The following is a 21,549-nucleotide window of genomic DNA, read 5'->3' as shown; positions in this document are numbered from 1 at the left end:
CTCGGGCTTCAGTCCTCAGTTGTTCGCGAGCGGCCCTTCGGGGCCGCTTTTCTATTCCACCTGGAAGGTGGCGGCGGTGGCCTTGAGGGACTGGGCGACGCCGGCCAGGCCCCGGGTGGTGATGGCCACCTCCGGCGCGGTGTTCGCCAGCTGGGCGGCGGCGAGCTGGACTTCGCCCGCGGAGGCCTGGCTGGCCTGCATCCGCCGGCTCACCTCGCCGCTGACCTTGGACTGCTCCTCCGCAGCCTGATGGATCTCGGCCGCCACCGCCTCGACCGCTCCCAGGGTCTCCTCCACGCGCATCAGCACCTGCAGGATGGCCGCCGCCTGGCCTTCGCCTTCACTGATCATCGGGTGGAGCGAGGCGTCCGAGCGCGCCTTCAGCCCGTGCAGAAGGTCCACCAGGGTCTGGGCGCGGCCGCAGGCGCCCTTCACTTCCAGACCCGCGGCCTGCCCATCGTCCACCATGGCGTCCAGGCTCGCCCGCACCTGGAGGACCGAGGTCTGGAGCTGGGCGACGGCATAGGCCACATCCTCGGAGGCCTGGCGCTGGACCCGGCTGCTGTTCGCGAGCTGCTGCGTGGCCGCGGAGACCTGCTCCGCGCTGGCGGAAAGCCCCGTGGCGCCGGTGGACACGCGAAAGGCATGGGCCTGAAGGGTGCGCGCCAGCTCCCGGAGGTGGGCGCTCATGGCGTTGAAGGCCTCGGTCATCCGGCCCGTCTCGTCGTAGCTTCGCACCGGCAGCTGGACACGCAGATCGCCGTTCGTCATGCGGGCCATGCCGTCCGCCAGCGCGTGGATGGGCTCGGTGAGCAGCACCGTGGCGCGCCAGGTCCAGAGCAGCACCACCAGTCCGAAGAGGCTGAACCCCGCCGCCAGCAGCCAGCTCTTGGTGCGGGCGCCGCGCTCCAGCCCCTGGGCGTCGGCCAGGATGTCCCCGCTCATGCGGTCCTGGACACCCTTGAGGGCCTGCAGTTCCTCGGAAGCCACCTTGGCCCAGGCTTCCGGATCCTCGATCACCCGCCCGGCCTGGACCAGGTCGCGCATGCGCTGGAGCTCGGGGGCGAAGGGCCCCGCCAGGGCCTTCCGGTAGTCCTCCCGGGCCGCCTCCGGAGCCGCGGAGAGGAATGCCTCGCCCTGGGCCTTCTGGGCGTCCAGCAGCGCCAGGAAGCGCTCCTGGGTGGCCACGTCCATGGTGCCGTGGGAGAAGACGTTGGAGAGGAGGGCGCCTTCGAGGCCCGCGGACTCCTTGGCCCGGATCAGGGTTCCGAAGGCCTGGAAGCGGCTTTCCAGCGGCGTTCCGGCGGCCGGCAGCATGAGCTGGTTCTGGATCCGGAGCAGCGCGTCCACCTCGCGGGCGTAGCCGTCGATCATCTCCAGGCTTGCGCCGCGCAGGTCCGCGCGGCGACGGAGCTCCTTGATGCGGGCCCCATCCCGGACCTGGGCCGGGAACAGGGCTTTGAACTCCGGCTCGGTCCCGGAGAGGATGCCGTTCAGGGCCGCCCGCTCCCGGTCCACCGCATCCCGGCCGCGCGACATGGGGGCCTGGAGAACGCCTTCACTGCCGAGGAAGAGGGCCGTTCCCGAGGACTCCGCCTGGAGGGCGTGGACCAGGTTGCCCACCTCCACGGAGAGGCTCGAGGCCGCCCGCAGGCGCTGCATCCGCTCCAGCAGCCGGGTCTGGTTGGCCACCACCAGCCCCGACAGCAGGGCGCCCCCCACCACCGGGAGGAGCACCAGGCCGAGCAGCTTGATGCGGATGCGGACGTGGAGGAGGTCGAAGATCATGGATCACCCGGGGCCGGTCGCGGCAGATCCCACCAGTGTGGAAGCTTTGGCTTCCTTCAGGGGACTCGCGGGTAGTTATTTGATCAAGATCACCAGCTCGGCCGGTTTCTTCAATCCCTCAGCCGATGCGGTCCATCCGGCGAAGGCCGGGCACCTTCCAGGCGGTGGTCGCCACCACCAGCAGGGTCATGCAACCCCCGAAGACCACGGAGGGCACCAGGCCCAGCAACCGCGCCGCCAGGCCGCTCTCGAAGGCGCCGATCTCGTTGCTGGAGCCGATGAACACCTGGTTCACCGAGGACACCCGGCCCAGCATGTGCTCGGGCGTGAGGGTCTGGAGCAGGGTGGCCCGCAGCACCACGCTGACGTTGTCCACGGCCCCGCTGGCGGCCAGCAGCAGCAGGCTGAGCGCGAAGCTCCGGCTCAGGGCGAAGGCGATCATGGCCGCGCCGAAGCCCGCGACGCAGAGCAGCAGCGTGCGCCCGGCCCGCCTCAGGGGCGGCAGGTGGGCCAGGGTGATGCCCATGAGCACCGACCCCACGGCCGGCGCCGCGCGGAGGGCGCCAAGCCCCTGGGGGCCCACCTTCAGGACCTCCTTGGCGAACACGGGCAGCACCGCCACGGCCCCGCCGAAGAGCACGGCGAAGAGGTCGAGGCTGATGGCCCCCAGCAGCAGCCGCTGGGAGAACACGAAGCACAGGCCCTCGCCCAGGCTCGCCAGCACCGAGCCCGCCCGCGGCGCCACGGGGCGGGGCGCGTAGCGGATGAAGAGCAGGCCCAGCGTGCCGCAGGCCAGGAGCAGCATCACCAGGAAGTGGGCCAGGGTCGGACCCCGCCAGGCGTAGACGAGCCCGCCCAGCGCGGGTCCCACCACCATGCCCGCGTGGAAGACGGACACCCGCCAGGTGGAGCCGTTCGCGTAGAGCGCCTTGGGGAGCAGGTCCGTGCCCAGCGCCACGTTGGCGGGGCGGTAGAATGCCCGCACCAGCCCCGTGAGGAAGATGACGCCGTAGATGGGCCACACGGCGCGGGCCAGCGGACCCGTGGAGCACCGCCAGGTGAAGGCCCACAGCAGGCCCGAACAGAGGGCGAGGCCCAGGGTGGCAGCCATGCAGAGGCGCAGGCGGTTCGCCCGGTCCGCCGCGTGGCCGCCGAACAAGGCCGTGGCAAGGAAGGGCAGCGCCTCGGAGAGGCCCACCAGGCCCAGGGCCAGGGGATCGCCGGTGCGGTCGTAGACCTGCCAGCCCACCACCACGCCCTGCATCTGCAGGCCGAGCGTGACGAGCCCCATGGTCGCGATGAACCAGCGGTAGTTCCCCTCCCTCAGGGCCGCATAGGGGTCGTGCGTCGTCGCCGCGTCAGACACGCCGGATCACTCGTACCTCAATGCATCGATGACATCCAGCTTGGCGGCCTTGAGGGCCGGCAGGAACCCCGCCGCCACGCCCACCAGGCCGGAGAAGCCCAGGCCCAGGGCCACGGCCCAGGATTCGGTCACGGCGGGCACGGCGAACTTCTGGAGGACGAACACCGCGCTGTAGGCGAAGGCGATGCCGATGAGGCCCCCGAGCACGGACAGCACGATGGCCTCGATGAGGAACTGCCAGAGGATGCTGTGCTGCGTCGCCCCGAGGGCCCGGCGGATGCCGATCTCCCGGGTGCGCTCGGTGACGCTCACCAGCATGATGTTGGAGATGCCGATGCCGCCCACCACCAGGGAGATGCTGGCGGCCACGGCGAGCAGGGCCGTGAGGATGCCCGCCTGCTGGGTCTGCATCTGCACGATGTCGTCCTGCTTGCGGATCTGGAAGGGATTGTCGTCCTTGGGGGCGACCTTCATGCGCTGGCGCAGCAGCGCGGTGACCTCCGCCTCGGCCAGCTCGGCCTTGCCTTCCTGGGCGCTCACCATGATGCGCTGGATCTTGTCGCGGCCCATGATCTTGCGCATGACCGTGGTGTATGGCGCCACGATGAGGTCGTCCTGGTCGCCGAACATGCCCGCGCCCTTCTTCTCCAGCACGCCCACCACCTGGAAGGGCAGCGCCCCCACGCGGATGGTGAGACCCACGGGGTCCTCCCCGTTGGGGAAGAGGTTGTCCCTCACGGTCTGGCCGATGACGCAGACCTTGGCCATGCCACGCACTTCGGTATCGGTGAAGAAGCGGCCGTTCTCCACCTCCCAGCCCCGGATCTGCAGGAACTCGGGGCCGGTGCCCTGCACCTGGGTCACGTAGTTGCTGTTCTGGTAGATGATGGGCCGGGTGGTCTGAACCTGGGCCGAGGCGGCCACCACGCTGCTCTGGGCTAGCTCCTGCTGGATGAGCGGGGGATCGCTCTCCAGGAGGATGTCGGCGCTGCCCATGGCCATGGGGCCGAAGCGGTTGCCGCCGGCCCCGGGGAAGATGGTGAGCATATTGGAGCCCATGTTCTGGATGAGGGCGATGGAAGCCCGCTTCGAACCCTCGCCGATGCCGATCATGGCGATGACGGCGCCCACGCCCACGATGATGCCGAGCATGGTGAGGAAGGCCCGCATCTTGTTCCGCGTGATGGCGAAAAGGGCGAGTTTGAGGAATTCCAGGAATCGCATGGACCCCCCCGGCTACCGCCGCCCGCCGTTCGTTCCGCCGGAGGTGCCGTTGGCCTGCTTGGTGTTCTCCACGCCGGTGAGGATCATCATCCCCTCCTGCAGGCCTTCCCCCGTGATCTCCGTGAACTGGCCGTCCGAGATGCCGGCCTTCACGACCAGCGCCTTGGGTTTCCCGTTTTCCAGCACCCAGACCCGGTCCTCGCGCTTGGCCACCACGCCGCCCTTGCTGCCCGACGTACTCTGGCTCTGGGCGCCGGAGCGCGGGCGCCCCATCATCATGGGCCCGCCCAGCCGCGGGCCTTCGGCCGGCTTCTCCTCCTTGATGAAGGCGGCGGGATTGAAGCGGAGGGCCGCGTTCGGCACCCGCATCACATCCCGCTTCTGATTGGTGATGATGGTGACGTTGGCGGTCATGCCGGACCGCAGGGCCAGGTCGCCCGTGAACTTGGGGCCGCCCAGCAGGCTGGCGCCGCCGGGAGTCCGGGCGAGGGCCATGCGGTCCGCCGGGACCGCGCTGGGCTTCATCGCCGGCCGGGCCGTCGGGGCGGTGGCCGCGGCCTGGCGCTCCTTGAACCGCTTGAGGAACTGCTCCTTGGTGACGCCCTGGGCCTCCATGCGCTCCTTCATGCGTTCCCAGGCTTTCTCGGGGTCCCGCGCGCCGCCCCCCGGCGCGCCGGAGGTGGCGGGATCGCCGCCGGGCCCGGAGAGGGGCTCGTTGGGCACCACCATCTCCACCACGTAGTTCACCACGTTGCTGGTGGTGATGGGCTCCTGCCGCACCAGACTCACGGTGGCCGCGAACTGCTTGTCCGGCAGGCTGTCCACGGTGAACATGGCCCGCTGGCCCACCTGCACCTCGTCGATATCCGATTCGCCGATGGACACCTGGACCTTCATCTTCGACAGGTCCTGGGCGATCTGGAACAGGTTCGGCGTGCTGAAGCTGGCCGCCACGGTCTGGCCCACGTCGGCCAGCCGGGAGATCACCACGCCGTCCACCGGGGCCGTGATGTCGCAGTAGCCACGGTTGGCCTTGGCCCGGGCCAGGGAGGCCTGGGCGGACTCCAGGTTGCCGCGGGCGTTCTTGAGAGCCGTCTCCTTGGTGTCGAGATCCTGGTCGGCCAGGAGCTTGTCCGCGGCCAGTCGCTTGCTGCGGTCATGGTCGGCCTTGGCGAAATCGTAGGCAGCCTGGGCGCGGAGCAGGCTGGCCTGGGCATCCTGGAGCTGGGTATCCCAGACGGTCGGATCGATCTGGGCGATGAGCTGCCCCTTCTTCACGATGCTGTTGTAGTCCACGTAGAGGGCCGAGATCACGCCTGACACCTGGGTGCCCACGGCCACCTGCACCACGGGGCTCACGGCGCCGGTGGCATTGATGCGTTGGGTGATGTTGCCGCGGTCCACCTTGGCAGAGCGCCACTTGATCTCTTCCTTGGGCCGGGTGAGCAGGTAGGTCGCCCCCCCTGCCACCACCACGACGCCGATGCCGAGGCCGATCCAGGTGTTCCGTTTCATGACGCCGCGCTCCGCTTCTCAAGGGTCCGAACAGGGGCCCAGCCCTGTACCTTCGCATAACGATGTATGGACCACCAGGGAAGGTTCCCGGTTGAAGCCGGAAAACCGAAAAACTATCGGAGCAGGCCCAGGCCTTCTGTGATGGCCCGCTTCGCGAACCCGTCCGCCAGGGCGTACTGGATGAAGCCACCGGCCAGGACGATGGCCGCGGACACCAGCACGGCGGCGCCCGCCAGGGGAGCGCGGACCGCCGGGCGATCCGAGGCGAGGCGTTCGGCCTCGGCGCTGGGGGCCTGGAGGAAGAGGGCCACCAGGAACCGCAGGTAGTAGTAGGCGGACACCAGGCTCGCGATGACGCCGAGGATGGCCAGGCCCACATGGCCCGTGCCCACCAGCTCGCGGAAGATCATGTACTTGCCGTAGAAGCCGCCCAGGGGCGGAATGCCCGCCAGGCTCAACATGAAGACGGCGGCCGAGAAGCCCATGGCCGGGCGCTTCCAGCCCAGACCCCGCAGGTCCTCGAAGGTGGTCTGCTCGCCCACCAGGCCGAAGGCGGTGAGGAGGCCGAAGGCGCCCATGTTCATGGCCAGGTAGATGACCAGGTAGAACAGCACGCCCGTGTAGGCGGCCGGGGTGCCGGCCACGAAGCCCAGCATGAGGTAGCCCGCGTGGCTGATGCTGGAATAGGCCAGCATGCGCTTCACGTTGGACTGCACCAGGGCCGTGAGGTTGCCGAGCACCAGCGTGGCGACGGCCAGCACCGCCAGCACGGCCTGCATCTTGACGCCCACGGGGCCCAGGGAGCCGAAGCTCCCGGGGAAGACGCGCAGGAGGGCGATGAAGGCCACGCCCTTGGTGGCCACGGACATGAAGCCGGCGATGGGATGGGGCGAGGCCTCGTAGGCGTCCGGCGTCCACTGGTGGAAGGGCACGGCGGAGACCTTGAAGAGGAAGCCCAGCAGCATCAGGGCGGCGCCCACCATCACCAGGGGATCGAGGGTGAGTCCCTGGACCGTGAGGATGGAGGCCGCGGCGGCCAGGTCGAAGGTCCCGCTCAGGCCGTAGATGAGCACCCCGCCCATGAGGAAGCAGCTGGAGGCCACGGCGCCGGTCAGGAAGTACTTCATGCCGCCTTCGGCGCTCTCGGAGCGGGCCCGCACGGTGCCCACCAGGGCGTAGAGGGGGAGGCTGAACAGCTCCAGCCCCAGGAAGAGCACCACGAAGTGGGTGGTGGAGGCGAAGAGCATCATGCCCACCACGGCGAAGAGCAGCAGGGCGAGGGTCTCGCCCTTCACCCAGCCTTCCTGGTGGAAGTGGTCCCAGCTCTGGAGGATCGTGAGGGCCGCGGCCACGGCCACGAAGATGCCCGTGAACTGGGCCAGGCGGTCCATGTGGAGCTGGAAGAAGGCCGGCTGGCTGCCGGTCCTCCAGAGATCGGTCAGGTACCAGAAGCTGGCACCCACGGCCAGGAGGGCCGTGCCGTACATGGCGCCCCGGATCCACTTGGTGGTGGCCTGGTCCTTGTCGATGGACATCAGGGTGACCAGGCAGGCGCCAAAGGCGGGGATGAGCAGCGGCAGCAGGGCCGCCCACTGGCTGGGGGTGAGGCTCATGGGTGCACCTCGTGGGCGGCGGGAGCTTCGGGGGCATGGGCGCCGGCGGCGCCGGCAGCCTCATGGGCCTCGGAAGCCTCGTGCACGGCAGGGGTCAGGACGAAGGTCCGGGGTGCCGGGGCCTTCACCTCCAGGAGGAGGGCGGCCACGGGCGTCTCGCTGGCGGCCACGAAGGTCTTCGGATGGACGCCCATCCAGACGATGAGCACGACGATGGGCAGCATCACCGCGATCTCCCGGGCGTTGAGGTCGCTGTGCAGGTGGTGGGTGCCGCTGTCCTCGTCCTTGTTCTCGGGGCCCCAGAAGACCCGCATGAACATCCACAGCATGTAGACCGCGCCGAGCACCACGCCGGACGTGGCCAGGCACGCGTAGAGGCGGCCCCACGGGAAGCCGGAGAGGAAGGTGCCGTTGAGGATCCAGAACTCGCCCACGAACCCGTTGGTGAGGGGCAGGCCGATGGAGCTGAGCGTCACGATCATGAAGAAGGTGGTGAAGATGGGCATCTTCACGGCCACGCCGCCGAAGTCGGCGATCATGCGGGTGTGGGCCCGGTCGTAGAGCATGCCCACCAGGAGGAAGAGCGCACCGGTGCTGATGCCGTGGTTCAGCATCTGGAGCATGGCGCCCTGGGTGCCGATGACGGTCATGGAGGCCAGGCCGAGCATCACGAAGCCCATGTGGCTCACGGAGGAGTACGCCACCAGCTTCTTGATGTCGCGCTGAACCATGGCCACCAGGGCCCCGTAGACGATGGCGATGACGCTCAGCAGGGCGATGGGCTTGGCGTAGTGCATCGCCGCCTGGGGGAAGATGGGGATGGCGAAGCGGATGAAGCCGTATCCGCCCAGCTTCAGCAGCACGCCGGCGAGGATGACGGAACCCGCCGTGGGCGCCTGCACGTGGGCGTCGGGCAGCCAGGTGTGCAGCGGGAACAGCGGCACCTTGATGGCGAAGGCCACGGCGAAGGCGATGAACAGCCAGCCCTGGACGCCGAAGGGCAGCGCCGAGGCCGCCTGGGCCATCACGGCGGGGTTGAAGCCGCCGGCCTTGTTGGCCAGGTAGAGCAGCGCCACCAGCCACAGGAGCGAGCCACTCAGGGTGTAGAGGAAGAACTTGTTGGCGGCGTAGCGGCGCTCATCGCCGCCCCAGACCCCGATCATGAAGTACATCGGGATCAGCATGGCCTCCCAGAAGAGGTAGAACACGAACAGGTCCTGGGCCACCAGGGCGCCCAGCATGCCGGTCTCCAGAAGGAGGAACAGGGCCGCGAAGGTGCCCATGCGGTCCTTGAGGCTGTTCCAGGTGCCCAGCATGGTGAGGGGCACGAGGAAGGTCGTGAGGAGGACCAGCCAGAGGTTCAGGCCATCCACCGCCAGGGCGTAGTCCACGGGCAGGCCCACCAGCGTGAACCAGGGGGTGCGCTCGGCCATGACCGTGCCGCCCGCGGCAGGCGCGTGGCCCAGCAGCCAGGCGAGGCTCAGGACGAAGATGGCCAGGGCGCCCAGGAAGCCCAGCAGGCGCGCCAGCTTGCCCAGCGCGTGCGGCAGGGCCATGAGGAGGAAGCCCAGGACTGTCGGCGCGAAGACCAGGAAGGTGAGGGGATGGAGGTTCAGCCAGGTCATCGCCCCACCTACTTCAGGAAGACATAGAGGAGGATCGCGGCCCCCAGCGCCATGCTGAGCGCGTAGTTCCGCACCCGGCCCGTCTGGAAGAGCGCCGTGAAATCCCCGGAGACCCGGGCCAGCGCGCCCGGCAGGTTCACGCCCACGCCGTCGATGATGATGACGTCGAAGAGCTTCCACATGAGGTTGCCGAACCAGCGGATGGGCCGGAGCAGGTAGAGCTCCACGCCCTCATCCACGTAGTACTTGTTCACCAGCACCCGGTGGACCGTAGGGAACTTCTCCGCGAAGGCCAGCTCCCAGGCCGGCCCGTTCTTGTACTTCGACCAGCCGAGGAAGCCGAAGACCAGGCCCAGGGTCGTGGAGATCGCGGCCAGCAGCACCGCCGGGCCCTCGTGATGGCCGTGCGCGGCGTGGGTCTGCCCGAAGGTCAGGGCCGGCTTCAGCCACTCGCCGATGGCGAAGTGGCCGCCGAAGGCCTCGGGCACGCCCCAGAAGCCCCAGAACAGCGACCCCACCGCCAGCACCATGAGGGGAACCGTCATGGACAGCGGGCTCTCGTGGGCGTGCTCGTAGGCATGGTGGTCGCGGGGCTCGCCCCAGAAGGCCAGGGCCATGAGGCGCCACATGTAGAAGCTGGTGCAGCAGGCCGCCACGACGCCCACCGCCCACAGGGCCGGGGACTTCAGGTAGGCCAGGTAGAGGATCTCGTCCTTGCTGAAGAAGCCCGAAGTGCCGGGGAAGCCCATGATGGCGACGGTGCCGGCCACCATGGTGATGAAGGTGATCTTCGTCTTGTTCTTCAGGCCGCCCATCTTGAAGAGGTCCTGCTCGTGGTGCATCGCGGTGATCGCGCTGCCAGCGCCGAGGAAGAGGAGGGCCTTGAACCAGGCGTGGGTGAAGACATGGAAGAAGCCCGCCGCGAAGCCCGCCGCGCCCAGGCCCAGGAACATGTAGCCCAGCTGGGAGACGGTGGAATAGGCCAGCACCTTCTTGATGTCGCGCTGGAAGAGGCCGATGGTGGCGGCGAAGAGGGCCGTGGCCGCGCCCACCCAGGCCACCACGTCGAGGCTGATGGGCGTCAGCGTGTAGAGGGGGGCCAGGCGGCAGATCATGTAGATGCCGCTGGTCACCATGGTGGCCGCGTGGATGAGGGCGCTGACGGGCGTCGGGCCCGCCATGGCGTCCGGCAGCCAGAGGTAGAGGGGGATCTGGGCGCTCTTGCCCGTGGCGCCCACGAAGAGCATCAGGGTGGCGAAGGTGAGGATGCCGAAGCCCGCCTCGGGGGCCAGATGACCGGCCTGGGTGAGGATGTCGGAGATGGTCAGGGTGCCGAAGGCGGCGAAGAGCACCAGCATGCCGATGGACACGCCCAGGTCGCCCACGCGGTTGAAGAGGAAGGCCTTGAGGCCCGCCTGAGGCGCGAAGTCCGTCTCGAAGTAGTAGCCGATAAGCAGGTAGGAGCAGAGGCCCACGCCCTCCCAGCCCACGAACATCAGGGGCAGGCTCGAGCCCAGGATCAGGGTCAGCATGAAGAACACGAAGAGGTTCAGGTAGCTGAAGAACCGGGCGTAGCCCTCCTCCGCGTGCATGTAGCCCACGGAGTATAGGTGGATGAGGAAACCGACTCCGGCAACGATCAGCATCATGGTGCCGCTGAGGGGATCGATCACCAGGCCGAAGGGGACGGCCATGGAACCGGTGAGCATCCACTCGCCGTAGTTCAGCACCAGACGGTGGTCGGGCATCCCCTTCATGGCGAAGAAGGCCGAGGTGGCGACCAGCAGCGAGGCCAGGACTACGCCCACGCCCACGACGGTGACGGCGCCCTTGCCCGCGCGCTTGCCCAGCAGGCCGTTGAAGGCCGCGCCCAGCAGGGGGAGGATCGGAATGAGCCAGTAGTACTTGTTCATCGCATCCTCACTGCTTCAGGCTGGCGGCCCGGTCCGAGTCCGTGGTGTCCCGGTGGCGGTAGAGGCCGATGATCAGCGCCAGGCCGATGGCCGCCTCGCAGGCGGCGACGGCGATGATGAAGAGGTAGAAGACCATGGCCTGGGCGTCCCCCCCGCGGAAGCGGGCGAAGGCCAGCAGGACCACGTTGGCGGCGTTGAGCATCAGCTCCACGCCCATGAACTGGAGGAGGAGCGTCCGGCGCAACAGCACCGTCGCCAGCCCCAGGAAGAAGAGCAGAAGGGCCACCACCAGGTACCCCTGGAGGCCGCCGTTGAGGATCTGATGGATCGCATCCATGCCGGTCATCACTGGCTCCTCACAGGTTCCGTTTGGTCAGCGCCACGGCGCCGATCATCGCGGCCAACAGCACGAGGCCGGCCACCTCGAAGCCCAGCAGGTGGTCGGCGAAGAGATTGGTGCCCACCGTCTGCAGGGTCATGGCCTGGGGCATCGCCGCCCCCTTCACCGCCAGGGTCTTCACCCCGGAAGAGGCGAACACCAGCTTCACGGCGCCGAAGGCCAGCACCGCCAGCAGGGCCACGGACAGCCAGCGCTGGACGGGATGGGAGACGGCGGCCGCCTCTTCCTGGTGGCTGCTCAGCATCATGATCACGAAGAGCACCAGCACCATGATCGCGCCGGTGTAGACGATGATCTGGAGCGCCGCGGCGACCGGGTTGGCCAGCAGCACGAAGAGTCCGGCCACGCCGAAGAAGGTGGCCACCATGCAGAGGCCCGCCACGACGACGTTCTTCTGCAGCAGCATCCCCAGGGCGCCCAGAAGGGTGATGAGGGCAAAGGTGATGAACATGGCCGCTCCCTTACAACGCGATCGTGCGGCGCGGCACGGTGGGGGTGGGATCCTCGGAGATGTTCTCCTTGCCGTCGGCCTTGGCGTAGGTGTTCATCAGGTCCCACTTGCCGTACTGCATGGCGAGCCGGTCGTAGGCGGCCACTTCGTAGTCCTTGCGGAGCCAGATGGCGTCCTTGGGGCAGGCCTCTTCGCACATGCCGCAGTAGATGCACCGCAGCATGTCGATGCTGAACTTGGCCGGGCGCTTCTCCTCGAAGCCCTGAGTGATGTTGAGGTCGCTGAACTCCTCGGCCTCGATGCTGATGCAGCGGGCCGGGCAGGCCTCCTGGCACATGAAGCAGGCCACGCACTTGATGGCCCCGTCCTCGAAGCGCTTCAGCTCGTGGAGGCCACGGTAGCCCTCGGGCATCTCCTTCTTCATGTCAGGGTACTGGATCGTGTAGCGCTTGGCGGTGGGCGTGAAGAGCTGCCTGAAGAAGTGCCTGAGCGTGATGCCCATGCCCTTCATCACCGGCCAGACATAGGTGCGGTCCAGCCAGCTCAGCTCGACCTTCTTGACGACGACACCCATCGCCTACTCCTCAGTGGCCCTGGCTCATGCGCCAGGCGTGGAAGACCAGGTTGACCATGGACATCGGCAGCATCGCCTTCCATCCGAGATGCATGAGCTGGTCATAACGGAACCGCGGCAGAGTCCATCGGATCCACACGAAGACCCAGGCGAAGAAGAGCATCTTCACCAGGAAGCTGGCCACCGAGAGCATCACCGGGGGGTTCTGCATGAAGGGCACCTGCCAGCCGCCGAAATACAGCGTGGCGATGAGCGCCGAGGCCGTCATCAGGTGGCAGTATTCGGAGAGGGCCAGCAGGCTGAACTTCATGCTGCCGTATTCGGTGTTGAAGCCCGCCACGATCTCGCTCTCGCCCTCGGCGAAGTCGAAGGGGAGGCGGTTCGTCTCGGCGAACATGCACGTGAAGAACACGATGAAGCCGAGGGGCTGGCGGACAATGTTCCAGGCCCATGGGAGGTGTCCCTGCGCCTTGATCACCTCGGAGGGATCGTAGCCGCCCGCCGTCATGAAGATGGTGACCACGGCCAGGCTCATGCCGATCTCGTAGCTCACCATGGTGGCCGACGAGCGCATGCCGCCGAGGATCGCCCACTTGTTGTTGCTGGACCAGGCCGCCACCAGCACGCCATAGACCGCCATGCCGCCGATGGCCAGCGGGTAGAGCAGGCCCATGCCGTTGCCGGGATCCAGCAGCGCCATGTGGTACTCGTGGCCGCCGCTCACGAAGCTGCGCCCGAAGGGGATGACGGCGAAGCCCATGAGGGCCGGCACCAGGGCCAGGAAGGGCGCCAGCCAGAACAGGCCCTTGTTGGCGTCATTGGGAACCAGGTCCTCCTTGAAGAAGAACTTGATGCCGTCCGCCAGGGGTTGCGCCAGGCCGATGATCTTGATCTTGCCGAAGAGGGCTGCGCGGTTGGGCCCGATGCGGTCCTGGATCATGGCCGCGCCGCGGCGCTCCACCCAGGTCCAGAGGGCCGCCAGCGAAAAGACGCCGCCGAAGACGATGACGAGTTTCGCCACCATCCAAGCGGTGGCAGGCGAGGTGTGCAGCAGGCTTGCGAGCTTGTCCATGGGCGGCTTCCCGGCAGGGCCACCCGCGGGGAGGCCCAACCCATCGAGCCTATCAGAGCGAGGGCCTTCCCGACATGGAGGGAAAGAACTCCGGGGGCGGCGATGCGACCTGGGTCACAGCCTGGGCCTCGATCCTGGTCCCCCCGACCGCCGGATGGCGGAGCAGAGTCCGGGGGCTTTGCGGAACCAGGATCCCGCGAGGAGGGAATCGCCTACTGTTTGGCTTCGATCTTGGCCCACGAATCCTTCAGCCCCACCGTCCGGTTGAAAACCGGACTGCCGTGCCTGGAATCGGGATCCACGGCAAAGTAGCCCGTGCGCTCGAACTGGAAGCGCTCCCCGGGCTGCGCCTCGCGGAGGCTCGGCTCCAGGCGGGCTTCCGCGAGCACCTCGAGGCTTCCAGGGTTGAGGAGGGTTTTCCAGTCCCGGCCCTCGGGCACGTCCATGGGGTCCTCCTGCGTGAAGAGGGCCTCGTAGAGCCGCACCTCCGCCTTCACGGCATGGGCCGCGCTCACCCAGTGGAGGGTGCCCTTCACCTTGCGGCCGTCCGGCGCGTTGCCGCCCTTGCTGGCGGGATCCCACTCGCAGCGCAGCTCCACCACGTTCCCGGCCGTATCCTTCACCACCTCGCGGCAGGTCACCAGGCAGGCCCCGCGGAGGCGCACCTCGGCGCCCGGCGCCAGGCGGAACCACTTCTTGGGGGCCTCCTCGCGGAAGTCGTCCTGGTCGATGTAGAGCTCCCGGGTGAAGGGCAGCCTGCGGGTGCCCATGGCGGGGTCGTCCGGGTGGTTCGGCACCTCCACCTCGAAGGCCTCGGCCTCGGTCATGTTGGTGAGGACCACCTTGAGGGGGCGCAGCACCGCCATGCGGCGGGGGGCCCGCTTCTCCAGGTCCTCGCGGATGCAGAACTCCAGCAGGCCCACGTCGGCCACCATGTCCCGCTTGGCCACGCCCACCTTCTCGGCGAAGGTCCGCACGGCCTCGGGCGTGTAGCCACGGCGGCGGAGGCCGCAGATGGTGGGCATGCGCGGATCGTCCCAGCCCCGCACAATGCCCTCCTGCACCAGCTGGAGGAGGCGCCGCTTGCTCATCACCGTGTAGGTGAGGTTCAGGCGGGCGAACTCGATCTGGCGCGGCAGGGGGCGCTGGAAGAACCTGCCCTCCACGTCCTGCTCGAGGAACCACTCGTAGAGGGGGCGGTGGTCCTCGAACTCCAGGGTGCAGATGGAGTGGGTGATGGTCTCGATGGCGTCCGACACGCCGTGGGCGTAGTCGTACATGGGGTAGAGGCACCAGGCGTCGCCCGTGCGGTGGTGGTGGGCCCGGCGGATGCGGTACATGAGCGGGTCGCGCAAGTTCATGTTGCCGCTCGCCATGTCGATCTTGGCGCGGAGGACCTTCGAGCCGTCCGGGAACTCGCCCGCCTTCATGCGGCGGAAGAGGTCCAGGTTCTCCTCGGGACTGCGGTCCCGGTACGGGCTGGGGCGGCCGGGCACGTGGAAGTTGCCCCGGTACTCGCGGATCTCCATCTCCGAGAGGTCACAGACGTAGGCCTTGCCCTGCCCGATGAGGTATTCCGCGTACTCGTAGAGGAAGGGGAAGTAGTCCGAGGCGTAGTGCTCGCCCTTCCACTCGAAGCCGAGCCAGCGTACGTCGTCCCGGATGGAATCGACGTATTCCACGTCCTCCTTCACCGGATTGGTGTCGTCGAAGCGCAGGTTCGTGGCGCCGTCGTAGGCCTTCGCCAGGCCGAAGTTCAGGCAGATGCTCTTGGCATGGCCGATGTGCAGGTAGCCGTTGGGCTCCGGCGGGAAGCGCGTGAGCACCCGCCCCCCGTGCTTGCCCGAGGCGCGATCCGCCTCCACGATCTCCTCGATGAAGTGGAGGCTGCGGGTTTCAGGGCTGGGGGTGTCAGAGGACATCGGGGCTCGCAAGATGCAAACCTCAAAGATACCAAGGCCTTGTTGAAAAGGCTTTGGGAACCGCGAAAGGCGCGAAAGCCCTTCGGGCATGCGAAAGAATGAAGGGAGCCCTTGAAACCCTGCGCTCCTCTTTTGGCGTCCTTTCGCGTCTTTCGCGGTTTCAGCTCCCAGGTCATCCCAATCCGGCGGCCACCTGCGTCGCCCGCTCGATGCCGCGGGCCACGACGGAGCGGATGCGGCCGTCCTCCAGGGCCAGGAGGCCGGCGATGGTGCAGCCGGCGGGGGTGGTCACGTCGTCCTTGAGGGCCGCGGGGTGGCGGCCCGTCTCCAGCACCATGGCGGCAGCGCCCAGGGTCATCTGGGCCGCCAGCTCCACGGCCACAGCGCGGGGCAGGCCGCACTGGACGCCCCCCTCGGCCAGGGCCTCGAGGATGACGAACATGAAGGCCGGGCCGCTGGCGCTGAGGCCCGTGACCGCATCCATGTGGCGCTCGTCCAGGTCCATGACCCGACCCAGAGGCTCGAAGAGACCCCGGGCCTGGGCCAGCTGGGCATCGCTGACCCCCTGCCCCGCCGCCAGCACGGTCATGCCCCGGCGGATGGAGCAGGGCGTGTTGGGCATGGCCCGCACCAGGGGCGTGCCCGCGGGCGTGTGGGCCGCCAGGAAGTCCAGGGTCGTCCCCGCGGCGATGGAGACCACCAGAGGGTGGTGGTCCAGCGCCCCCGACGTGGACAGGCCCGCCAGCAGGCCCTTCAGTTCCTTCGGCTTCACGCAGAGCAGCACCAGCTCCGCGTGGCGGACGGCCTCGTCCGCGTCGTTCGAGAGCGCGATGCCCAGGGCCTCGGCCCGGGCCCGGCCCGCGCCCGGGTGCCGCGTGGCCGCATGGATGCGGCCTGCCGGGTAGCCCGAGGCCTCCACCAGGCCGGCGCTGATCGCCTGGCCCATGGTGCCGAAGCCGAGGATGGCAAGCTTGGGATGGCGGCTCATGCGCGCTCCTTGGAACGAAAAACCCCCGCCGGTGGGGGCGGGGGTGGATGGCGGGACCTGGATCCAGGTCAGCCGATCATGCGACTCCCCCCCGCACGCAAGGTGCTAGGGCGCGGGTGGATGGCCGGGATGAGGATCATGTGGATCACTATAAACCTTCCGGGCCTTGCTGGCGGGCGGAAACCGCTACTGGTCCCGCCCATGATCCAGGGTCCACCAGGGGCAGGCGCCCAGGTCCGAGACCACGAATCCCTGCCGCATCTCGGAGATGAGCTGGAACTGCGTGCCGACCGGCGTGTGGAAGCCCGTGGTGATCTCGCCGGGCCCCGAGCGGACGCCGAAGTAGAAGTCGGCCTGCTCCAGGCCCAGGCGCAGGATCGTCTCCTGGAGGGCCTCCCGCTGGTCCATGCCCTCGGGAATGCCCTGGATCACCTGGACCGCGTCGCCGGCGATGATGGTGGGGGCGTAGGCCTCGGCGCCCTGGTCCTCCAGCACGGCCAGGGTGATGTGGGTGAACTCCTGGAGGTCCATCAGAGCCACTTCGCCAGCCGCGCGGCCACTTCCTCCCGGCCCACCAGCATGAGGGTGTCGAAGATGCCCGGGCTCACGGGCTTCCCGCAGAGGGCCACGCGCAGGGCCTGGGCCAGGTCCTTGGTCTTGAGGCCATGGCGCTCCAGGATGGCGGCGAAGCCGGCCTCCAGGCCCTCGTGGCTGTAGTCCGCGAGCTCCGCGACTTCCCTCAGGGCGGGCTTGACGCCCGCGGTCATGAACTTCTCCGCGGCCTTCTCATCGAAGGCGGCAGGCCGCTCGAAGGCGAAGCGCAGGGCCTCGGCCATGTCGGTGAGCGATTTCCCCTTCTGCGTGGCCTGGATGGCCTGGGCTCTCCAGGCTTCCGGCTTCTGATCCCACACCTCAGGCACGAAGGGCCTGAGGTGCGGCTCCAGTTCCTGCCAGGTCGCCCGCTGGATGAGCTTCTGGTTCAGCCACTGCAGCTTGTCCATGTCGAAGCGGGCCGCGCTCTTCTGGCAGTCCGCCAGGTCGAAGAGCTGGATCATCTGCTCGTCCGTGAGCAGCTCCTCTTCGGCGCTCTCCACGGCCCTGCCGTCGATCTTGGGGGTCCAGGAGAGGCGGGCCAGGGCCAGGCGCACGGCCGAGGGCAGCAGGCCCATGGCCTGGTACTCAGTGATGCTGGTGGCGCCGTGCCGCTTGCTGAGCTTGGCGCCGTCGGCCCCCAGGATCATGGGCACGTGGGCGAAGGCGGGCAGGTCGTAGCCGAAGGCGGCGAACAGCGGGATCTGCTTGGGCGTGTTGTTCAGGTGGTCGTCGCCCCGGATGACGTGGGTGACCTCCATGTGGGTGTCGTCCACCACCACGCAGAAGTTGTAGGTGGGCACGCCGATCTCGCCGGGGGCCTCGCCCGTGCGGGCGATGATCCAGTCATCCAGGCTCTCGGCGGGGAAGCGGGTGTCGCCCTTGATGAGATCGGGCACGAGGATGTCACCGTCCACGGGCATGCGGAAGCGGATGGCGGCGGGCTGGCTGGCGTCGTGGTTCGCGCCGGCGCAACCCTTCCCCGCGTCCATCCCGCGGTTGTACTGGAAGACCTTGCCGGCAGCCTCCACGGCCTTGCGGCGCTCGTCCAGGGCCTCCTTCGAGCAGCGGCAGCGGTAGGCCAGGCCCTTGTCCAGCAGCTCCTGGATCTTGGTCTTGTACAGGTCCATGCGCTGCATCTGCCGGTAGGGGCCGTGGGGTCCCTTCCACTGGCCGGGATCGCCCACCACCGGGCCCTCGTCCCAGTCCAGGCCGCACCAGGCCATGCCTTCTTCGATGATCCGGATGTTGTCGTCCGTGCTGCGAGAGAGGTCCGTGTCCTCGATGCGCAGGATGAAGCGGCCCCCGTGCCGGCGGGCATAGAGCCAGCAGAACAGCGCCGTGCGGACCCCCCCGATGTGGAGCATGCCGGTGGGGGACGGGGCGAAGCGGGTGACGACCTGGCGAGACATGGTGAAGGACTCCGGGCTATCAGCTATCGGCGATTAGCGATCAGCTATCAGACAAAACAGCGGGCGCCATCGGCGCCCGACTGAAAGCTGAGAGCTGATGGCCGACAGCTTATTTAATATACAACTTCAGCTTGATCTCCACCGGGGAATCGCCGCTGAAGAGGCTGCGGTCCAGCACGATGGGCACCTCCACGACGCTGCGGTGAGGCATGTGCGTGGGGGCGGGGGCATGGGCCTGCGAGAAGGTGGAGTCCACGGGGAATTCGTCGATCTCTTCCAGCAGCTCGCCCGCGGACAGCTCCTCCACTTCCAGGGGCTTGGAATCCATGGCGGGAGTCGGGGGCGGCGGGGGGGGAGGTGGCGCTCCTCCCGTGAGCACGGTCTGGGGCTCCTCGACGACGCCGCCGCCATATTTCTCGGCGAGGCTCTTCAGCACGAGGCGGGCCACTCCCGAGAGGGTCTCCTTGACCCCTTCGCCCCGCATGGCGCAGGCCTCGAAGGTGGGCACACCGAAGAGGTTGATCTCCTTGTCCAGGGTGCCGATGGGCAGTGCGTTCGGCGTGTCCCGCTTGTTCCACTGGATGACGTGGGGAATCTTCGACAGGTCGGTGCCCTGTTCCTTGAGGTTGGCGATGAGGTTCTGGAAGCTCTCCTTGTTGCTTTCCAGGGCCGGGGCCTGGGAATCCGCCACGAACACCACCGCGTCGGCGCCGCGCAGCACCAGCTTGCGGGTGGCATCGTAGAAGACCTGGCCGGGCACGGTGTAGAGCTGGACGCGGGTCTTCATCCCCCGGATGGTCCCGAGGTCGATGGGCAGGAAGTCGAAGAAGAGGGTGCGGTCCGTCTGGGTGGCCAGCGACAGCATCTTGCCGCGCCCCTCGCCGGGCAGCGTGTCGTAGATGTGCTGGAGGTTGGTCGTCTTCCCGCAGAGGCCGGGCCCGTAGTAGACGATCTTCGCCGTCAACTCCTTCGTGGCCGCGTTGAAAAGCACCATGCTGCACCCTCGCGATTCATTCGCGTGATCTTCTGGGAAGATTGGCCGGTCCACCGAAACCCGTCAAGAAAGAACCGATATGGGGCTTCCACCCCCAATGAGCAGCCACGATGGCGGAGGGATGCGCTAAACTTCCCGCCATCCCACCTTCCCCGAGGGTTTCCATGGCCAAGCTTCTGGTGCACGAAAGCGCGGGTACCCGCGAATTCGAGATCGTGGATGAAGAAGTCCACATGGGGCGCGAGCTGGACAACACCCTGCGGCTCCCGGATCCCAGCATCAGCCGCCATCACTGCGTCCTGCGCAAGGTGGGCGGGGGCTATGAGATCCAGGACCTCCAGAGCAGCAACGGCGTGCTCGTGAACGGCAACCGGGTGCAGTCCTCGCCCCTGCGGAACGGCGACCGCATCACCCTGGGCCAGGTGCAGCTCACCTTCCAGGATCCCCAGTCCGAGGTCGGCGCCACGGTGGCGGTGAACCGCGAAAGCGCGGTCAAGCCCCCCCTCGGCACCGTGCGGATGTCCGCGGATGAGCTGGCCGCCATCCATGCCGGGAAGGCGCCGGCCGAGGACCCCGCGGTGCCCATCCAGCCCTCCACCGGGCCCGTGCCCACCCCCGCCAAGATGGCGCCCCCCGTTCCGCCCGTGGCCCCGCCGCCCGCGCCCCGGCCCGCGGCTCCCACCCGGCCTCCCGAGCAGTCCTTCCTCGGCTCCCTCCTGCCCTCCATCCCCGACGACGCTGTGACCGTGGGCGAGCGCGGCGACCTGGTGAACCGGCTCCTGGCCGTCCTCATCGACGCCGTGCCGGCGGTGCTCATCTTCTTCGTCTTCATGCTCCTGTCCCACCTGCCCTTCGTCGGGTGCCTCCTGGTGCCCGTCAGCACTCTAGCTTGGTTGGCCTACTACTGGCTCTTCATCCCCTGGTGCGTCTCGAAATACGGCGCCAGCATCGGCAAGAAGATGATGAAGCTGCGGGTGGTGCCGGAGGGTCAGCCCCAGGGCCGCATCGAGTTCGGTCCCGCCATCCTCCGCCAGATCGGCAACATCCTCGCGCTCAACCTGATCGTCCTGGCCGTGAAGGGCGACGAGCGCATCAGCCTCAGCGACATGCTGGCCAAGACCGAAGTGCTGAAAGTGGACCGCTGACGGTGATCCTCACCGGCAAGCAGATCCTCGAGGCCCGGAACCAGGGGAAGATCCGTATCGATCCCTGGTCCGACCGCCAGTTGAACCCCAACAGCTACAACCTGCGCCTGGGGGATGACCTCGCCGTCTATACCGAGCGCGAGCTCGACATGGCCAAGCCCAACGGCATCGAGTTCCTGAAGATCCCCGCGGAGGGCCTGCTGCTCCAGCCCGGCACGCTCTACCTGGGGCGTACGCTGGAATACACGGAGACCCACGGCATGGTGCCCATGCTGGAGGGGCGCAGCAGCGTGGGGCGCCTGGGCCTCTTCGTGCATGTCACCGCCGGCTTCGGCGACATCGGCTTCTGCGGCTTCTGGACCCTGGAGATCAGTTGCATCCAGCCCGTGCGCATCTACGCCGGCGTGGGCATCTGCCAGATCTTCTACCACACGGTCAGCGGCGAGTACGACAGCTACGAATCCGGCAAGTACCAGCGCAACTCCGGCATCCAGCCGTCGATGCTGTGGAAGGACTTCGTGAAGGAGTAGTCAGGACTGGGTCTGGAGCACCCAGATCCAGTTGGCCAGCAGCAGGGTGACTCCCACCGCCAGAAGGGCGCCCCGTTCCCGCAGGGATGCCGTCAGGCGCAGCGTCCGCCCCGTGGCCAGCCGGGTCAGCAGCCACAGGGCCGCCAGGCCCAGGCCGAGGCCCACCAGGGGATTCAGGCACAGGGCCCCGGCCCAGTCCCCGTGCGTGAAAGCCAGCACCACCCGGGTGCTGCCGCAGGTAGGACAGGGGTGGCCGGACAGCCGGTGAAACAGACAGGTTTCGACGGAGGGGGCGCCCCGCCGTTCCAGCAGCACACCCCCCAGCACCAGCAGGAGCCAGCACCCCACCAGCGCCGCGGCCCCCCCGGGGGGGCCGGGCGGCCGGGGGGGACGCGGCCCCGGGGAACCCACGGGGGGGTGGGGGTA

The 21,549-nt window shown here is 68.2% G+C and carries 18 protein-coding genes and 1 pseudogene; 2 read left to right on the top strand and 17 right to left on the bottom strand.

Annotated elements, in window-relative coordinates; translation table 11 throughout:
- Positions 1 to 51 precede the first annotated feature (51 nt).
- The 16 genes and pseudogenes from MLG87_RS08560 to MLG87_RS16360 form a co-directional block, all read right to left on the bottom strand.
- Positions 52 to 1,788, bottom strand: coding sequence for a nitrate- and nitrite sensing domain-containing protein (locus MLG87_RS08560; RefSeq protein WP_243294776.1), 1,737 nt, complete (start codon positions 1,786 to 1,788; stop codon positions 52 to 54).
- Between the two features lie 118 nt (positions 1,789 to 1,906).
- Positions 1,907 to 3,154: an MFS transporter gene (locus MLG87_RS08555; RefSeq protein WP_243294775.1), complete on the bottom strand. Its 1,248-nt coding sequence runs from the start codon at positions 3,152 to 3,154 to the stop codon at positions 1,907 to 1,909.
- 6 nt (positions 3,155 to 3,160) lie between these two features.
- Entirely contained in the window at positions 3,161 to 4,378 is a 1,218-nt protein-coding gene (locus tag MLG87_RS08550; RefSeq protein ID WP_243294774.1) for an ABC transporter permease, read from the bottom strand.
- A gap of 12 nt (positions 4,379 to 4,390) precedes the next feature.
- A complete protein-coding gene (locus tag MLG87_RS08545) occupies positions 4,391 to 5,893 on the bottom strand; it encodes an efflux RND transporter periplasmic adaptor subunit (protein ID WP_243294773.1) in 1,503 nt (500 codons plus the stop codon).
- A gap of 113 nt (positions 5,894 to 6,006) precedes the next feature.
- Complete coding sequence (locus MLG87_RS08540) at positions 6,007 to 7,506, bottom strand: NADH-quinone oxidoreductase subunit N (protein ID WP_243294772.1); 1,500 nt, start codon at positions 7,504 to 7,506, stop codon at positions 6,007 to 6,009.
- Positions 7,503 to 9,131, bottom strand: coding sequence for a complex I subunit 4 family protein (locus tag MLG87_RS08535; RefSeq protein ID WP_243294771.1), 1,629 nt, complete (start codon positions 9,129 to 9,131; stop codon positions 7,503 to 7,505). The genes MLG87_RS08540 and MLG87_RS08535 overlap by 4 nt, the downstream gene beginning before the upstream one ends.
- 8 nt (positions 9,132 to 9,139) lie before the next feature.
- The gene (gene nuoL / locus MLG87_RS08530) at positions 9,140 to 11,044 is read right to left on the bottom strand and encodes an NADH-quinone oxidoreductase subunit L (RefSeq protein ID WP_243294770.1); all 1,905 of its coding nucleotides are present in this window, start codon (positions 11,042 to 11,044) and stop codon (positions 9,140 to 9,142) included.
- A gap of 7 nt (positions 11,045 to 11,051) precedes the next feature.
- A complete protein-coding gene (nuoK, locus tag MLG87_RS08525; protein ID WP_347710760.1) occupies positions 11,052 to 11,381 on the bottom strand; it encodes an NADH-quinone oxidoreductase subunit NuoK in 330 nt (109 codons plus the stop codon).
- Between the two features lie 19 nt (positions 11,382 to 11,400).
- The gene (locus tag MLG87_RS08520; protein WP_243294768.1) at positions 11,401 to 11,895 is read right to left on the bottom strand and encodes an NADH-quinone oxidoreductase subunit J; all 495 of its coding nucleotides are present in this window, start codon (positions 11,893 to 11,895) and stop codon (positions 11,401 to 11,403) included.
- Between the two features lie 10 nt (positions 11,896 to 11,905).
- A complete protein-coding gene (locus tag MLG87_RS08515) occupies positions 11,906 to 12,469 on the bottom strand; it encodes a NuoI/complex I 23 kDa subunit family protein (protein ID WP_243294767.1) in 564 nt (187 codons plus the stop codon).
- Positions 12,470 to 12,479: 10 nt separating this feature from the next.
- Positions 12,480 to 13,541 (bottom strand): NADH-quinone oxidoreductase subunit NuoH, encoded by a 1,062-nt coding sequence (nuoH, locus tag MLG87_RS08510; RefSeq protein ID WP_243294766.1) that lies wholly within the window; start codon positions 13,539 to 13,541, stop codon positions 12,480 to 12,482.
- Between the two features lie 212 nt (positions 13,542 to 13,753).
- The gene (locus MLG87_RS08505; protein ID WP_243294765.1) at positions 13,754 to 15,463 is read right to left on the bottom strand and encodes a glutamine--tRNA ligase/YqeY domain fusion protein; all 1,710 of its coding nucleotides are present in this window, start codon (positions 15,461 to 15,463) and stop codon (positions 13,754 to 13,756) included.
- A gap of 172 nt (positions 15,464 to 15,635) precedes the next feature.
- Entirely contained in the window at positions 15,636 to 16,451 is an 816-nt protein-coding gene (gene proC, locus MLG87_RS08500; RefSeq protein WP_243294764.1) for a pyrroline-5-carboxylate reductase, read from the bottom strand.
- 186 nt (positions 16,452 to 16,637) lie between these two features.
- Positions 16,638 to 16,982 carry a hypothetical protein gene (locus tag MLG87_RS08495; RefSeq protein WP_243294763.1) on the bottom strand — a complete coding sequence of 115 codons (345 nt, stop codon included), beginning with the start codon at positions 16,980 to 16,982 and terminating at the stop codon, positions 16,638 to 16,640.
- Positions 16,982 to 18,454, bottom strand: a complete 1,473-nt coding sequence (gltX, locus tag MLG87_RS08490; RefSeq protein ID WP_243294762.1) for a glutamate--tRNA ligase — start codon at positions 18,452 to 18,454, stop codon at positions 16,982 to 16,984. The genes MLG87_RS08495 and gltX overlap by 1 nt, the downstream gene beginning before the upstream one ends.
- A gap of 421 nt (positions 18,455 to 18,875) precedes the next feature.
- Positions 18,876 to 19,448: pseudogene (locus MLG87_RS16360) on the bottom strand (GTP-binding protein); the annotation flags it as partial.
- A 164-nt stretch (positions 19,449 to 19,612) separates the two neighbouring features.
- On the opposite strand from MLG87_RS16360, the gene MLG87_RS08480 reads away from it, so the two are divergent.
- Together MLG87_RS08480 and dcd are read left to right on the top strand one after the other, a co-directional pair.
- Positions 19,613 to 20,593, top strand: a complete 981-nt coding sequence (locus tag MLG87_RS08480; protein ID WP_243294761.1) for an FHA domain-containing protein — start codon at positions 19,613 to 19,615, stop codon at positions 20,591 to 20,593.
- A gap of 2 nt (positions 20,594 to 20,595) precedes the next feature.
- Positions 20,596 to 21,123: a dCTP deaminase gene (gene dcd / locus MLG87_RS08475; protein ID WP_243294760.1), complete on the top strand. Its 528-nt coding sequence runs from the start codon at positions 20,596 to 20,598 to the stop codon at positions 21,121 to 21,123.
- Here dcd and MLG87_RS08470 read toward each other — a convergent pair.
- Positions 21,124 to 21,549: DUF2752 domain-containing protein (locus MLG87_RS08470; protein ID WP_243294759.1), on the bottom strand; the 426-nt coding region annotated here is incomplete at its 5' end. It lies immediately after the preceding gene.

The organism is Geothrix mesophila (assembly GCF_022808835.1).
Taxonomy (GTDB): domain Bacteria; phylum Acidobacteriota; class Holophagae; order Holophagales; family Holophagaceae; genus Geothrix; species Geothrix paludis.
Note: the sequence above shows the minus strand (reverse complement) of the source record. Positions and strands in the feature narration are given on the sequence as shown.

Bases quoted from the DNA above. Each gene is read 5' to 3' on its own strand.
- MLG87_RS08560 (WP_243294776.1), bottom strand. From the start codon at position 1,788: ATGATCTTCGACCTCCTCCACGTCCGCATCCGCATCAAGCTGCTCGGC.
- MLG87_RS08550 (WP_243294774.1), bottom strand. From the start codon at position 4,378: ATGCGATTCCTGGAATTCCTCAAACTCGCCCTTTTCGCCATCACGCGG.
- MLG87_RS08545 (WP_243294773.1), bottom strand. From the start codon at position 5,893: ATGAAACGGAACACCTGGATCGGCCTCGGCATCGGCGTCGTGGTGGTG.
- MLG87_RS08540 (WP_243294772.1), bottom strand. From the start codon at position 7,506: ATGAGCCTCACCCCCAGCCAGTGGGCGGCCCTGCTGCCGCTGCTCATC.
- MLG87_RS08535 (WP_243294771.1), bottom strand. From the start codon at position 9,131: ATGACCTGGCTGAACCTCCATCCCCTCACCTTCCTGGTCTTCGCGCCG.
- nuoL (WP_243294770.1), bottom strand. From the start codon at position 11,044: ATGAACAAGTACTACTGGCTCATTCCGATCCTCCCCCTGCTGGGCGCG.
- nuoK (WP_347710760.1), bottom strand. From the start codon at position 11,381: ATGGATGCGATCCATCAGATCCTCAACGGCGGCCTCCAGGGGTACCTG.
- MLG87_RS08520 (WP_243294768.1), bottom strand. From the start codon at position 11,895: ATGTTCATCACCTTTGCCCTCATCACCCTTCTGGGCGCCCTGGGGATG.
- MLG87_RS08515 (WP_243294767.1), bottom strand. From the start codon at position 12,469: ATGGGTGTCGTCGTCAAGAAGGTCGAGCTGAGCTGGCTGGACCGCACC.
- nuoH (WP_243294766.1), bottom strand. From the start codon at position 13,541: ATGGACAAGCTCGCAAGCCTGCTGCACACCTCGCCTGCCACCGCTTGG.
- MLG87_RS08505 (WP_243294765.1), bottom strand. From the start codon at position 15,463: ATGTCCTCTGACACCCCCAGCCCTGAAACCCGCAGCCTCCACTTCATC.
- proC (WP_243294764.1), bottom strand. From the start codon at position 16,451: ATGAGCCGCCATCCCAAGCTTGCCATCCTCGGCTTCGGCACCATGGGC.
- MLG87_RS08495 (WP_243294763.1), bottom strand. From the start codon at position 16,982: ATGGACCTCCAGGAGTTCACCCACATCACCCTGGCCGTGCTGGAGGAC.
- gltX (WP_243294762.1), bottom strand. From the start codon at position 18,454: ATGTCTCGCCAGGTCGTCACCCGCTTCGCCCCGTCCCCCACCGGCATG.
- MLG87_RS08480 (WP_243294761.1), top strand. From the start codon at position 19,613: ATGGCCAAGCTTCTGGTGCACGAAAGCGCGGGTACCCGCGAATTCGAG.